At 72.2% G+C, this 14051-nt stretch carries 12 protein-coding genes; 6 read left to right on the top strand and 6 right to left on the bottom strand.

Translation table 11 applies throughout. The features are described from left to right. Positions 1 to 97: 97 nt before the first annotated feature. The gene (locus WMF31_RS10185; protein ID WP_436601743.1) at positions 98 to 1639 is read left to right on the top strand and encodes a flavohemoglobin expression-modulating QEGLA motif protein; all 1542 of its coding nucleotides are present in this window, start codon (positions 98 to 100) and stop codon (positions 1637 to 1639) included. Positions 1640 to 1706: 67 nt separating this feature from the next. On the opposite strand, the gene WMF31_RS10190 is transcribed toward WMF31_RS10185, so the two are convergent. Together WMF31_RS10190 and WMF31_RS10195 are read right to left on the bottom strand one after the other, a co-directional pair. Then, complete coding sequence (locus WMF31_RS10190; RefSeq protein WP_436601744.1) at positions 1707 to 2549, bottom strand: RNA polymerase sigma factor; 843 nt, start codon at positions 2547 to 2549, stop codon at positions 1707 to 1709. Positions 2550 to 2721: 172 nt separating this feature from the next. After that, positions 2722 to 3513, bottom strand: coding sequence for an enoyl-CoA hydratase/isomerase family protein (locus WMF31_RS10195; protein ID WP_436601745.1), 792 nt, complete (start codon positions 3511 to 3513; stop codon positions 2722 to 2724). A gap of 84 nt (positions 3514 to 3597) precedes the next feature. On the opposite strand from WMF31_RS10195, the gene WMF31_RS10200 reads away from it, so the two are divergent. The 5 genes from WMF31_RS10200 (at position 3598) to WMF31_RS10220 (ending at position 9648) form a co-directional block, all read left to right on the top strand. Continuing rightward, positions 3598 to 3864 carry a phosphopantetheine-binding protein gene (locus WMF31_RS10200; protein WP_165373379.1) on the top strand — a complete coding sequence of 89 codons (267 nt, stop codon included), beginning with the start codon at positions 3598 to 3600 and terminating at the stop codon, positions 3862 to 3864. A gap of 25 nt (positions 3865 to 3889) precedes the next feature. Continuing rightward, a complete protein-coding gene (locus WMF31_RS10205; protein ID WP_436601746.1) occupies positions 3890 to 6223 on the top strand; it encodes a beta-ketoacyl synthase N-terminal-like domain-containing protein in 2334 nt (777 codons plus the stop codon). Next, complete coding sequence (locus tag WMF31_RS10210; RefSeq protein ID WP_436601747.1) at positions 6220 to 7134, top strand: hypothetical protein; 915 nt, start codon at positions 6220 to 6222, stop codon at positions 7132 to 7134. Before WMF31_RS10205 ends, WMF31_RS10210 begins: the two co-directional genes overlap by 4 nt. Beyond that, positions 7131 to 9047: a beta-ketoacyl synthase N-terminal-like domain-containing protein gene (locus WMF31_RS10215; protein ID WP_436601748.1), complete on the top strand. Its 1917-nt coding sequence runs from the start codon at positions 7131 to 7133 to the stop codon at positions 9045 to 9047. The genes WMF31_RS10210 and WMF31_RS10215 overlap by 4 nt, the downstream gene beginning before the upstream one ends. A 115-nt stretch (positions 9048 to 9162) precedes the next feature. Beyond that, a complete protein-coding gene (locus WMF31_RS10220; protein WP_436601749.1) occupies positions 9163 to 9648 on the top strand; it encodes a hypothetical protein in 486 nt (161 codons plus the stop codon). Between the two features lie 13 nt (positions 9649 to 9661). Here WMF31_RS10220 and WMF31_RS10225 read toward each other — a convergent pair whose 3' ends face one another. From WMF31_RS10225 to asnS, 4 genes are all read right to left on the bottom strand, one after another. Then, a complete protein-coding gene (locus WMF31_RS10225; RefSeq protein WP_436601750.1) occupies positions 9662 to 10576 on the bottom strand; it encodes a patatin-like phospholipase family protein in 915 nt (304 codons plus the stop codon). 41 nt (positions 10577 to 10617) lie between these two features. Beyond that, entirely contained in the window at positions 10618 to 11079 is a 462-nt protein-coding gene (locus WMF31_RS10230; protein WP_436601751.1) for a hypothetical protein, read from the bottom strand. Positions 11080 to 11371: 292 nt separating this feature from the next. Continuing rightward, a complete protein-coding gene (locus WMF31_RS10235) occupies positions 11372 to 12109 on the bottom strand; it encodes a class II glutamine amidotransferase (RefSeq protein ID WP_242515251.1) in 738 nt (245 codons plus the stop codon). A gap of 518 nt (positions 12110 to 12627) precedes the next feature. Beyond that, the gene (gene asnS / locus WMF31_RS10240) at positions 12628 to 13965 is read right to left on the bottom strand and encodes an asparagine--tRNA ligase (RefSeq protein ID WP_436601752.1); all 1338 of its coding nucleotides are present in this window, start codon (positions 13963 to 13965) and stop codon (positions 12628 to 12630) included. Positions 13966 to 14051 lie beyond the last annotated feature (86 nt).

A 14051-nucleotide genomic window follows, 5' to 3' on the forward strand; every position in this document is an offset into this window, starting at 1 on the left:
GCCGACAAGGACCGGGCGAGCCCGCTGTCGCCGCGGCGGCGCCCTGCTCGGCGGCGTTTGATCCGGCAGGTGGCCCGGTGTTAGCAATCGGATCGTCATGGCGCAGAGCTCCGAGGCCCGGGAGATGAGGGACGCGTGCGCGGTCAGCGGGGAGGCGCGGCCCGAGCTCCAGGCGGCCGACCCCGCGGGCGAGCTGCGCGGCGACGTCGCGGGGGCGGAGGCCTCCAGGGACGGGGGACAGGACGAGCCCGCCGAGGGCGGCGGAGAGGGGGGCGGCGAGGACGGGCGGGCGCAGTCGGCGCCGCTCGAATCGCTGAGCCTGCGCGACGAGCCGATCCCAAGCGCGCCGCGCCCGCCGGTCGCCGGGCCGTGGCGCTCCTACAAGGAAATCCTCGCGGGCCTGGCCCAGCGCGTGCTCGATGCGCAGCGGCCGATCCGCATCCTCCAGGCGCTCCGCTGGGAGGCGGACGTCGAGGAGCAGTTCCTGCGTTCGAAGCAGCGCGAGCTGCCAAGGGTAACCTACGCCGACGACCTGGGGTTCGATCCGGCGGCCAAGCTGCGCGAGATCGAGGAGATCCTCCGCGACGCCGAGCGGGAGCTCGGAAAGCGCGACCGGCTCGGGCAGATCCTCCGCGCGACCGCGGACGAGTACCGGAAGGTCGTGAGCATGCTCATGGGGCGGGGGACGAAGGCGTTCTACACCCTCTCCCGCGAGCTCTACGGCTCCCCGAAGGACAAGCTGCCGGACGGCAAGACGAGCGTACGGGACATGGGGTTCGTGCTCTACGACCTCCTGACCGCGATCGGCGGCGAGCGGCTTGGTCCATCGCAACGTCGTGAAATTACAGCAGAAATGGCCGCGCTGGAGCTGAACGCCCGCTTCGACCGCTTCTTCGGCGGCGCGTCGATCCGCGTGCAGGTGGACGACTCGCTCCTCGCGGACGCCGCCGCGGGCAGCGACTACGTGAAGATCCGGAGCGGCGCGATGTTCTCCAAGAGCGACGTCGACATCCTGGAGGCGCACGAGGGGTGGGTCCACGTTGCGACCAGCCTGAACGGGCAAGCGCAGCCGGTGGCGCGCTGGCTCGCGAAAGGCCCGCCGCGCACCACGGCGGTGCAGGAAGGGCTCGCGGTCCTCGTCGAGATCCTCACGTTCAGGAGCACGCCGCGCCGCGCGAAGAAGCTGAACGACCGCATCCTCGCGGTGGACAAGGCGGAGGACGGGGCGTCCTTCCTCGATGTGTTCGAGTGGTATCGCACGGAAGGCTACGAAGAAGAGGAGTGCTTCCAGAACGCCCGACGGGTCTTCCGCGGCGGCGTGCTCGCGGGAGGGGCGCCTTTCACGAAGGACGCCTGCTACTGCAAGGGCATCGTCCTCAACTACGCCTTCATGCGCGCGGCCATCCAGCACGACCGGGCAATGCTCATTCCGTTCCTGTTCGTGGGGAAGGTGGCGCACGAGGACGTCCCGATCCTCCACGCACACATGACGGACGGTATCGTTCGCCCGCCGCCGTATCTCCCGCCGATGTTCGACGACATGAACGGGCTGGCGATCTGGATCTGCTACTCTTCCTTCTTCTCCCGGCTGGGAGGGACGGCGATCGCCGAGTATTACGGCAGGATGCTGGAGCATTGACCGCATGGCCCCGCGGGCGACCTGCGCGCCGCCCGCCTCGGGGCCGGCGCGCCTCGAGCAACGTTGCCTACCCGGGCGGCGCCGCGGAGGGCTGCGCGCTGGCCGCGCGCGCGCCGGTGGTCGCGCGGGTGATCGCGCTCCAGAGCTTTCGCCGCACGGCGTCCGGCACCTCGGGGATGCTCCGGGCCGCGCGCATGAGTGCCTCGTCGTCCGCCGTCCGGTAGCGCTCGGCCACCGGGAGGCTCAGCGGGCCGCGGAGCGCGCGCCGCTCCTCGGCGTTCATGCGCTTCACGGCCACGCGAAAGTCCGCGCGCGCGAGCCGGAGGCGGTTGCGCGCCGTGTTCTCGTTCACCTCGAGATCGCGCGCGATGTCGACGATGGGAACCTCGAGCAGATCGTGCAGGATCAGGACGAGCCGCCGGTCGTGGTCGAGCGTGCCGAGCAGCCGGCCGACGAGCTGGCCGCTCTGCTCGCGCGCGAGCAGCTGCTCCGAGCTCAGGCCCGGGTCGGCCAGATCGAGCGGCCAGCTCGTCCCGGCGCCCACCGTGACCTCTCTGCGACGGTGGGCGCGATCACGGTAATGGCCGACCTGCCGCCAGGCGATGCCGAACAGCCAGCGCCTGACGGGCTCGCAGAGCGCGCTCGCGACCTGCGGAGCGCTGCGGCCTCCGGCCGGACCGTGCCCGCAAGGCCGAGGGGCGGCGCGCGCCTCGCCCGTGCAGCGGCCTGGATCAAAGCCGTCGAGCGCGTGATAGGCGGCGATCATGACGTCCTGAAGGACGTCATCGAGGTCGCGCTCCGCCACTCCGAGCCAGCGCAACGCTTGCCGGAGGAACGAGAGGCCGATGGTGTACACGGTCTCGAAGCTGGGCCGCTCGAGAGGCGGCGCGTGCTCAGAAGGCTGTTGCATGCCTGAACTTACGTGCAGCAGCCTATGCTGATTTCAAAATCGTCAGGTCCACAAAGTAACGGTGCCTGATCTGTGATTTTTGTTACGGATCGCACCGTGCTCTGGCGGGGACGGGCGGACGGCATGGCCGCAGGCCGCCCTATCGGCGAGCTCACGCGCCCTGCCGGCGAGCTCACTTGCCCTGGAATATCGGCTTCCGCTTCTCCATGTAGGCCGCGAGCCCCTCGCGGGCGTCGTCCGAAGCGAACAGCTCGGCCTGGAGCTCTCGCTCGAGGGCGAGCCCCTGCTCCAGGCCGATCTCGAAGCCCGTCTGCACGGCGCGCTTGATGCGGCCGACCGCCAGCGCCGCGCGGTCCGGGAGCGTGAACGTGTGGCTGTACGCGAGGACCCGGTCCATGAACTCGTCGTGGGACGCCGTCTCCCAGACGTCGTTCACCAGGCCATACGCGAGCGCCGTCTCGAAATCGAACGTCTGACCCTCGCACATCAGCTGGATCGCACGAGACTTGCCGATGAGCCTGGCGAGGCGCTGGGTGCCCCCCGTGCCAGGCAAGACGCCGAGCGCGACCTCCGGCAGGCCGATCTTGCCGGCGTGCTTGCGGGCGATGCGGAGGTCGCACGCCATCGCGATCTCGAGCCCGCCGCCCACCGTGTGGCCGTTCAGCGCCGCGATGCAGAGCTTTGGCGTGTGCTCGAGGCGGCTCAACGTCTCGTTGGCATGGAGACAGAAGTAGTATTTGAACGTCGGATCCGACTCGCGGAGCATGTTGATGTTCGCCCCGGCGCAGAAGAACTTTTCGCCATGCCCGGTGATGACGATGACATGTACATCGTTATCGAAGCGGGCCTCGAGGATGGCCGCGTCGAGATCCTTCATCATCTCGTGGGTGTAGCCGTTCACTGGGGGATCATTCAGCGTGAGCAGCGCGACGCCTGCGGAGGTGGCGTAGTCGACGAGGGCCATGGGCGCTCTTTACCAAACCGGCAGAAAAAGTTCTGCCCTCTGGTGGAAAGGCGCGGAATTGTGCTACCCCGCGGGGACGTGCCCATGAACGCGCAGGACGTCCGGCAGAAGTTAAAAGAGCTCATGGTCGAGGAGCTGAACCTCGAGGGAAAGACGCCGGCAGACATCGACGACGCCGCGCCGCTCTTCGGTGAGGGGCTGGGGCTCGACTCCCTCGACGCGCTCCAGCTCGCCATGAGCGTGGAGGAGCGCTTCGGCGTCCGCATCCCGGAGGGCGACGAGGCGAGGCCGATCTTCGCGTCGGTCGACGCGCTCGTCGCCCACATCACCAAGTCGATCGCGGCGGCGTGATCCGGTCGGAGAGAGCCGTTCCATCGTGCGAATCTGGGTGACGGGCATCGGGGTCGTCTCGCCGCTGGCGCGCGGGGCGATGGCGACGATGGACCGGCTCATCGCAGGGGAGCGGGCCTTCCGGCCGCTGTCCCTGTTCGAGATCGCGGGGACGCGCGGGCGCATGGTCGCGGAGGTCCGCGATCTCTCCCCGGAGGAGGTCGCTCCGCCGGGCGAGGCCGAGGGGTGGTCTCGAACCGACGCGATGGCCGTGCTCGCGGCCCGCGAGGCGCTCGCGCACGCCGGCGTCGACCTCGGGGCGACGCCGGTGGACCTCGTGGTCGGCGGGACGACCGCCGGGATGTTCGAGACCGAGGAGCTGCTCGCGTGGCTATCGCACGATCCCAGCGCGATCGCTCCTTTGAAGCGCATGCTCTCGCATCCGCTCTCGTCGACGGCCGATCACGTCCGCGCCGCCGTCGGCCCGTTCCGCCGGGCGAGGAGCGTCTGCAGCGCCTGCTCGAGCGGCGCGAACGCCCTCTTGCTGGGCGCGGCCTGGATCCGGGCCGGCCTGTCCACCTGTGTGCTCGCGGGGGGCGCCGATGGCCTCTGCCGGCTGACGTACACCGGCTTCGGCGCGCTCTCGGCCGTGGATCCGGAGCCCTGCCGCCCGTTCGACCGGCGGCGCGCGGGGCTGAACCTCGGCGAGGCCGCGGCGTTCCTGCTCCTCGAGCCTGAGGACGCCGCCCGCGCGCGCGGGGCGGAGCCGATCGTCGAGCTGCGCGGCTGGGCGACGGGTGCCGAGGCGCACCACATCACCAACCCCGAGCGCGAGGGGCGCACCGCCGCGCGCGTCATGCGGGACGCCCTCCGGTGCGCGGCGCTCGCGCCCTCGGATCTCGACTACATCAACGCGCACGGCACCGCGACGCCCCTGAACGACGCCATGGAGAGCGCCGCCCTGCGCGCCTGCCTGGGCGCCGAGGTGGACCGCATCGCCGTCTCCTCGTCCAAGGGGCAAATCGGGCACACGCTCGGCGCCGCGGGCGCGATCGAGGCCGCGATCACCGCGCTCGCCGTCGCGCGCGGCGTGATGCCGCCGACCTGCGGCCTCGAGCAGGTCGACCCGGAGTGCCAGCTCGTGCACCTCAAGGAGGCGCGCAAGGCGCCGATCCGGGCGGCGATGTCGAACTCCTTCGGCTTCGGCGGGACGGACAGCGTGCTCGTGTTCGCGCAGGCCGGTCGTTTTCCGCCGCCGCCCGGCGCGGACGGCGCGCCCCGGCGGCGCTCGGTGGTCGTGACCGCGGCCGCCACGATCGGTCCGCTCGGGGTCCTCGCTTCGCGCGGCGGCGCCGCGTACCTCGAGCCAGGCCCCGCGCCGACCGAGGGGGCCATCGCCTTCCATGCGGGCGCGCACCTCGATCTCGCGCGCGCCCGGCGGCTCGACCGCGCCGGCCGGCTGACGACCGCCGCGATCCTCACGGCGATCTCGGACGCGGGGCTCGCGGGGGCGGCTCAGGGCGAGGCCGGCGCGAACGCGGGCGACGCCGGGACGAGCGCGGGCGCCCCTCCTTTCGCGGTCACGCCGAGCCGCGCCTTTCCCGGCGCGATCGTCGGCGCGTCCTTCGGCAGCGTCGACGCCTCGACCGCGTACATGCGGCGCATCTACGACAAGGGCGCGAAGTTCGCGAGCCCCGCCGATTTCCCGAACCTGGTCCCCTCGTCCCCGGTCGGGCACGCCTCCATCTATCTGGGCCTCCGCGGGCCGGTGTTCGCCATGGCCGATCTCGGCGCGACCGCGGAGGCGGCCATGGTCACGGCCATCGAGCTCATCACGGCCGGGGAGGGGGAGGCGCTCGCCGCCGGCAGCGTCGAGGAGGCGAGCCCGATGATCGAGCGATGCCTCGGCCCGATCTGCTCGGAGGTCGCCCAGTGCGGTGTGCGCAGCGAGGGCGCCGCCGTGGTCCTCTTCGAGAGCGACGCGCACGCGCGGGAGCGCGGGGCGCGCACCTTGGCCAGGGTGGCCTTTTGGACCTCGTGGCGCGGAGACGGCGTGGGGATGCTCGCGGGAGCGCCGGCGCCCGCCGGCCCTCCGGCGATCCCCTCGCAGGGCGCGCGGCACGGCGTCCCATCGCCGGCCGCCGTGTTCATCGGGCGGCAGGAGGAACGCCTCGTCGCTTGCCTGCGCGGCTCGCCGTGGGCCGAGGTGCCGCGCTCCATTCTGGCCTCGCGCGCGGGCGACCACGAGGGGGCCGGGGGGTTCGCCGCTGCGGCGGCTGTCGCGGCGCTCGCGAGCGGCGCCCTCGCGAGCGTGCTCATCCTGGGCGGCGCGCCGGACCGCGGATACGCCATCCTGCTGGTCGCGCCCGGCGACGCGTGACGACATCGCCGCTCGCGCCTGGCCGTCGTGCGCATCGCCTCGTCCGCGCTGCGTGCCTCCTGCTCCCGCTCTCGTGCGCCGCCGCCTGCGCCGCGCCGGCCGCGCGGCGCGGCGGACCGCTCGACGCCGAGCTCGCGCTGCTCCTGCCGCACCCGTCGGCCGGCGCGTCCGCCGCGCGGCGCGGCGCGCCTGCCTGGCGCGAGGGGCGCCGGCGCCTCGCCGATCTCCGGCGAAAGGTCGAGGGGGCTGGCCCGCGCACCCTCCGCGTGCGCCTCGCGCTGCGCGAGCCGCGCACGGGCAAGGTGCTCGAGGCGCGCGGCGCGATCGCGATCGCCCCGCCGGCGGCCGATGGGCGCGCGCGCCCCGCGGGGAGCGCGGGCCTCGCCGCGGACGGAGCGCTCCGGATGATCCTCCTCGGCCCGGGCGGCACCACCGCGCTCGATCTGTGGGCGCGCGGCGATCGCTTCCGCTTCGCTGTCCCCGCGCTCGATCTGCTGAGGCGCGGCGACGCCTCGACGCCGCGCGCCGCGCGCCGCGGCCTGCCGGTGGATTTCCTCCGCTGGTGGATGCTCCGCCCCGCGGCCGGGACGCTGCTCTGGTACGAGCGCGCCGACGGCACGGACGCGTTCATCCTGCGTGACGGCGACGCCGTGATCGATCTGCGGGTCAACGATCGCGGCGTGATCGGAGCGCGCCGCACGACGTGGGCGGCCGGGGAGGGCGAGCGCCGGCGCCGGCTCGACGAGGAGGTCGTCATCGCCGAGGGCCTGGGCTGCGGCGACGTCCGCTACGCGCAGGCCTCGACCGGGCTGCTCGTCACCGTGACCTGCGAGGCCGAGGAGCGGGGCCGCGCCCCGGATCCCCGCGCCTTCGTCGATCCCGACGCGATCCGCGCGGGGGGTGGATCGTGAGCGACGCGTGCGTGATCGCCTCGGGCGCCGTCTCCGCGCTCGGCCTCGGCCCGCTCGCCTACCGCGTCCCCGAGGTGGGCGAGCCCGCGCCCGTCGCCATCGCGCGCGACGCGGAGCTCGCCCGCGCCGGCCTCCTGCGCCCCTTCGCCGCGCGCGCGCCCGCGCAGCTCGGCGTGGCGGCGGGGGCCGATCGCGCCGCGGATCTCCTGAAGGCGGCGCTCTCGCAGGCGCTCGCGACGCTGGAGGACGCGCGCCCGGGCTTTCGTCGCGAGCGCCTCGGCATCGCGCTCGGCACCTCCAGCGGCGGCATGCTCACCGCCGAGCGGTTCTTCGCTGCCCGCGCCGAGGGCGCCCCGGCCAGCGCGCTCGCCGAGCTGGCCCGGGGCGCGGCCTACTTCGCGCCGTTCAACGAGGCGCTCGCCGCGTTCGGGCTCGAGCGGACGCCGCTTCGCACGCACCTGCTCGCCGCGTGCGCCGCCAGCACCCTGGCCATCGGGCTCGGCCTCCGGTGGCTCGATCGCGACGCGTGCGATCTCGTGCTCGCCGGCGGCTACGATGCCCTCAGCGTCTTCGTCGCCGCCGGCTTCGAGGCGCTCCGCGCGACCTCGGCGTCCAGGCCTCGCCCCTTCGGCCTCGGCCGCGACGGCATGGCGCTCGGCGAGGGCGCCGCCATCGTCGCCCTCGTGCGCGAGGACCGGCGCCGCGGCGCCCCGGTCATGTTCCGCGTCGCCGGCTTCGGCGCGTCGACGGACGCGGTGCACATCACCGCCCCGGATCGGACGGGCTCGGGGCTCGCGCGCGCCGGCGCCGCGGCGCTCGCCGACGCGGGGTGGCCCGCCTCGCGCGTCGGGCTCGTCAGCGCTCACGCCACGGCGACGCCGTACAACGACGCGATGGAGTCGCGCGCGATCGCCGCGGTGTTCGCGGCGCCCCGCCCGCCGCCCGGCCCCGAGGCGCCGCCGGATGCGAGCCCCTCTCCGCCGGTGGTCCACCCGTTCAAGGCCCAGATCGGGCACACGCTCGGGGCAGCGGGCGCGCTCGAGTCGCTCGCGGCCGCGGCCGCCCTCAGGGCGTCCGTCGCCCCGCCGGCGGCGTCCGAGGGCGAGCTCGATCCTGACGCACCGGCGCTCCTGCTCGCGCGCGCCGAGCCTCGAAGGCTCGACGCCGCGCTCAAGCTGTCGGCGGCGTTCGGCGGCGCCAACGCCGCCCTGCTGCTCACGTCGTCCGCGAGCGGGCGCCGCCCCCGGCGCGCCCGCCCCGTGTTCCTCCGCGCGCACGCGCGCGTGACGAGCGCCGACGTCGACCTCGGGCGCCTCGCCGAGGCGACCGGCATCGCGCGCGATCGCCTCGCGCGCCTCGACGCGCTCTGCCGGCTCGGGCTGTCCGCGGTGGTCGCCCTCGCCGCGCAGGTCGGGGCCGACGCCTTGCGGGGCGCGGGCATCGTCGCCGGCCATGCGCTCGCCACCCTCGACACCAACGAGGTCTACGACGCCCGCCGTCGCGCGCGCGGCGCCCGCTTCGTCGAGCCGCGCCTCTTCCCCGCCACCTCGCCGAACGCGATCGCGGGCGAGTGCGCCATCGCGTATCAGCTCACCGGGCCGAGCTTCGCGGTGAGCGCCGGGCTCGGCGGCGCGCTCGAGGCGCTCCGCGCCGCGGCCGGGCTGGTCGCCACCTCCGACGCCGATCGCATGGTCGTCCTCGCCGCCGACGACGCGGGGCCGGTCGCGCGTGAGCTCCTCGATCTGACCGGCGCAGGCGGGCGCTCGCTCGCCTGTGGCGCCGTGGCGCTCCTCCTTCAGGCCGACCCAAGCGACCCGGCGCGTCTGCGCGAGGTGGACCCTGATCTCCCTGTCGATCATGAGGGGCCCGTCGGCCACCTCGCCCTCCTCCGCTGGCTCGATCGGCACGGGTGAGCCGTTCGGGGCATCCACGGTGGTCGTGATCGCTTCGCTTGCCGATCGGCGCTCCGATCTGGCAAGGTCCCCGACCGGAATCCGCCGCGTCCCTCGAGCGTTGTCCTGCCCGCGTATGCTCTGCCGCCAAACCAAAGCTGTCGCTTCGTTCCTGGTCGTCGCCTCGACCGTCCTCGCCGGTTGCGCGACCCACTACATCCCGAACACGGATGTCGAGGACAGCGAGGACAACCGCAAGATCATCTCGTTCTGCGAGCGGTATCGCAACGCGGTGGAGAGCAAGAACGTCGGCGCGCTCCTCCAGCTCGCCTCGCCGAAGTACTACGAGGACGGCGGCAACATCGATGCATCGGACGATCTCGACTATGCCGGCCTGCGCGAGTACCTGACCGGCAAGTTCCAGGACGCGCGCGCCATCCGCTACGAGATCCGTTACCGACGCGTCATCAAGGAGGACGACGTCATCTACGTCGACTACACCTACAGCGCCAGCTACCGCATCCCGGGTCGCCAGGGCGAGGAGTGGCGCCGCAAGGTGGACGACAACCGCCTCGAGCTGGTGGAGCACCAGAACGAGTACCGCATCATCGCGGGGATGTAGCGCGACCGCCGCTCTAGTTGAGGGCGCGTTTGGAGGACGGGATGTCGAAGACGCCCCGCTCCTTGGCGGCGGCGAGCACGCGGAGCGCCGTGCGGTAGCCGCGCAGGATGAGCGGCTTCGCGGCGAACCGGTTCATGTAGCTGTACCGCCCGATCGCGGGCGCCACGTCGAGGAACGTGACGTTCGGGTAGAGCTTGGAGAGGAGCTCGACCCCACGGCGCTCCTTCTCGGCGAGCAGGATGCTGAGCGACTGCCGGACGACGCTGAGCGCGCCGCTCCTCGCGATCGAGCGGTGCGACCCGTCGCGCTCCTCCGGGCGGTAGATGTTGGAGATGATCACGATGTTCGCGCCGGCGTTCACGGCCACATCGGCGGAGAGCGTCCGGATCACCTCGCCGCTCAGGTAGTAGCGCCCCTCGATGCGGTAAGGCCGGAACAGGCCGGGCACGCAGCAGCTGGCCGCCACCGCCTGGCTGATCGGCGTGGCCTCGTCGTAGCCTGGGCCGAACACGACGCGCCTCGTGCTGTCGACGTCGACGGCGGTCACGTAGACCGAGTGCGGTAGCTGCCGGAAGTCGTTGATGGGCAACGTCCGGCGGACGTAGCGCTCGAGCCGGTCGATCGAGAACACCCCCGAGCAGAGGTAGCCCGGGTCGAGCAGGTCGCGCAGGGCAGGGGCCCCGAAGAAGCTCGACACGTGCAGGCGGGGTCCGCGGTGACGGCGTCTCCAGGGGAGCCGGTATGCGTCGAGCAGCACGTCGAGCGGGATGTCCTGCCCGTACGTCGCGCTGACCAGCGCACCAGCTCCCGCGCCCACGTAGATCTCTGGATGGATTCCGAGCTCCTCGCAGGCCTTCAACACACCGAGGTGCGCCAGCCCGCGCGCCGCCCCACCGGAGCCCACGAACGCGACCTTGAGGCGGTTCATCGAGCCCTGATCTTGCCGGAGATGCGGCACAGGCGCAAAGATTACTGGATCTGAAAGTCTTCGAGCAGCCGGTAGATCTTGAATCGAGGACCATCTCGGCGCAGCCAGACCACGATCTCGTCGCCGAGCAGCCGGTCGGTCGCGACCCGCGCGGTCACGATGGGCACGCGGATCACGACGTCCTGATCGTCCAGCGTGTCCGGCTGGATCGCGGGGTGCTGCGGGGACGCGAGCACGTCGTCCGCCCGGAAGATCTGGAGGTCCGATTCGCGGTAGATGGGCTCACCCGCGAGCTTCTCGTACTCGAGCCTCCGGAACCGCTGCTCCCACCAGAGGCCGGCGTTCGGCGGTTGCCCGTGCCCGCCGGATCCCGTGTGGATCGCGAGGGCGTCGCGCGTCAGCAGCTCGCTCAGGGCCTCGCTGTCCTCGGCGACCACCCGTTTGAAGAATTCGGCCACGACCTCCAGCGCCAGGCCGATCCCGAGCGGCGTCCGAAGGGTCACGACGCTGTCACTGGCCTCGGCCTGGTTCGTCGGTGGCGGCGGGCTGCTTGCCGGATCGAGCGCCACGCCGTCAGGGCGACGACGCTCGTCCGGGAGCTCGGAGGCGGTGGGAAACGCAACCGATCCTCCGACCCCACATCCCACGAGTGACGCGCTGAGGACCGCGACGGCGATGCGCCGCGCGGGACGCGCGAGCGGCCGGCCCGAGATGCCGGCCGGCCGCGATGACGGAGAGCCAGGGACGCCGATCGGCGGCGATGGCGCCAGGTTCCGATGCGGGCGACGACGGCGTTCAGATGGGCTCGATCGCTGGCTCATCGGCGCGCGTGAACGTCACGATCGCACGCTCGCCGACGGGGATCCACCCCGCGGGGACCAGATCGTCTTCGAAGTCCGAAGCGACCAGCGTCAGCCGGCTCGCGGCGTAGTCGGGCATGCGCATCCGGCCCAGCCCACCGTCGCTCAGCAGCCGCTCCATGTCGTCGCTGCCCTGGTAGATACGGTACGCCATCCCCGCGCCGCCGCGGGCCGCGAGCAGGTACTCCGGGTTCGTGACCACGATGTTCATCGCGCTCGGCCCTGCCCCCTCCTCCGCGCAGAGCCGATCCACGAGCGCGATGGAGGACCGGAGGGCCGCGCGCGCGCTGGCCGCGTCCACGTTGGGCCGATCCAGCTGGCCGCTGTCGTGGAGGAAGGACAGGAACAGGTGGAAAAGGATCTCGCTGTCGGTCTCGCCGCGAACGTCGCGCTGGAGGAACTGCGGCAGCGAGTCGCTGAGCTGGCCCCGCAGCCGGGCGAACCCTTCGACCGTGCCCGTGTGAGCGAACAACCACTGCCGGTAACGGAACGGGTGCGTGTTCTCGGTGCGCAGGCTGCCGACCGTCGCAGCCCGGACATGCGCCACGAGGATGTCGGCGCGCACGTCCCTGGTCATGTCGACCAGGCTGATCTCCGGTCGATCGTCGATCGGCCGGCGCTTCAAGAGGATCTCTCCTCCCTGGTAGAAGCCGACCCCCCAGCCAGGGATCACGCCCTCCCTTCGGCGAACCGTGAGGGCACGGTCTTCGAGCTCGATCGCACGCGCGCCGAGATCCGGACGGTTACCGATGAAGCCGACGAGACGAGCCATAGCTTTGTCCTCGCGAGTTGGTCGGGGAGGCGGGGGCAGTGCCCGGCTCGCCGGTAGAGCGCTCCCTCATCTGCAAGCAGGGGTGGCTCCATCGGCAGGCCGAGCGAGCCCGGGTCGCCGGTTGCACCCTATGCTTTCTTGATACGACAGAGTCGCTCTGCAAGCGGAGCAAAAACGGATCCCCCGGCGGCGAGGGCGGCTGCGGGCAAGGCCTGACCACACCACCCTCGGCGCGTCGTGCTGGTCGCGTCACCTCTCACTCGGCGCGCCCCCACGTGGCGATCTCCCACCGTGCACAGGGTGGGAAGCGGCTAGCCTCATGGGCTTCCCCGCGCTGGCCCGTCGCGTCGACGCGGCCGTGGCGCATCGCGCCGTGGCATGCCGCAGCGCGCGCCAGCGCTCGGCCGCCCCGTCGGTAGCTACGGCGCGAGGCGATTCAGCATGCGCGGGAACGGGATGGTCTCGCGCACATGGGGCAGACCGCAGATCCAGGCGACGCTCCGCTCGACGCCCAGCCCGAAGCCCGCGTGCGGGGAGGTGCCGTACCGGCGGAGATCCAGGTACCAGCGGAACGCCTCGGGGGGCAGCCTGTGGGTCTCGATGGCCCGCTCGAGCGTGGCGAGGTCGTCCTCGCGCTGCCCGCCCCCGATCACCTCGCCGTAGCCCTCCGGCGCCAGGACATCGACGCAGAGCGCGAGCCGGGCGTCCGCCGGATCGCGCTTCATGTAGAAGGCTTTCACCCCGGCCGGATAGCGGTGGATCATGAGGGGGCGATCGTACCGGCTGGAGAGGATCGTCTCGTCCTCGCCGCCGAGATCCTCTCCCCAGGGAAAGTCCGGAACGCCAGACTCTCCTGCTTTCCGCTTCTCCGCGCGCGCCTCGTTCAGGAGGGCGACCGCCTCGTCGTAGCGAATGCGCGGGAACGGCTTCTTGACGGCTTCGAGCTTCCCGACGTCGCGCTCGAGCACGGCGAGCTCGGGGCGGCGCCGCTCGAGGACGCGCTCGACGATGAAGCAGAGGAAGTCCTCCGCGAGATCCATGTCGCCGTCGAGGTCCATGAACGCCACCTCGGGCTCGACCATCCAGAACTCGGCCAGGTGGCGGCGGGTCTTCGACTTCTCGGCGCGGAACGTGGGCCCGAAGCAGTACGCCTTCCCGAACGCGGCCGCGGCCGCCTCCATGTAAAGCTGCCCGGACTGGGTGAGGTACGCCTTGTCGCCGTGGTAGTCGGTCTCGAACAGCGTGCTCGTCCCCTCGCACGCGTTCGGCGTGAAGATGGGCGCGTCGACGAGCGTGAACCCCCGCCCGTCGAAGAAATCGCGGATGGCCTGGATGATGGTGTGGCGCACGCGCAGGATCGCGTGCTGCCGCCGCGAGCGCAGCCAGAGGTGGCGGTGATCCATGAGGAAATCGGTCCCGTGCTCCTTCGGCGAGATGGGGTACTCGCCGACGGTCGGGCCGAGCAGGCGGAAGCCGGACGCCGCGACCTCGAAGACGCCGGCCCGCTTCGGGTGCGCCTTCACCTCGCCGGAGACCTCGATCACGCTCTCCTGCGTGACCTTGTCCGCGGCCGAGAACACGTCGTCGCCGACGTCGCCCTTGGCCATCACGCACTGGACGGTGCCGAAGCCGTCGCGCAGCTCGATGAAGTGGAGCTTGCCGCTCGAGCGCTTGTGGTAGAGCCATCCGCGGAGCGTGACGGTGCGGCCGACGTGCGCGCTGAGGTCGCTGGTGGCGATGACGGGCAGGTCCTGCATGCACGCCCGAAATAGCACGGTTTAGTTGCGGCTGACGCCGGCTCCGGCCAAAAATGGGCGTCATCTTGGCCCAACGGAAGCGTCGC

It is taken from the genome of Sorangium sp. So ce1036, from assembly GCF_051369805.1.
GTDB lineage: Bacteria > Myxococcota_A > Polyangia > Polyangiales > Polyangiaceae > Sorangium > Sorangium cellulosum_F.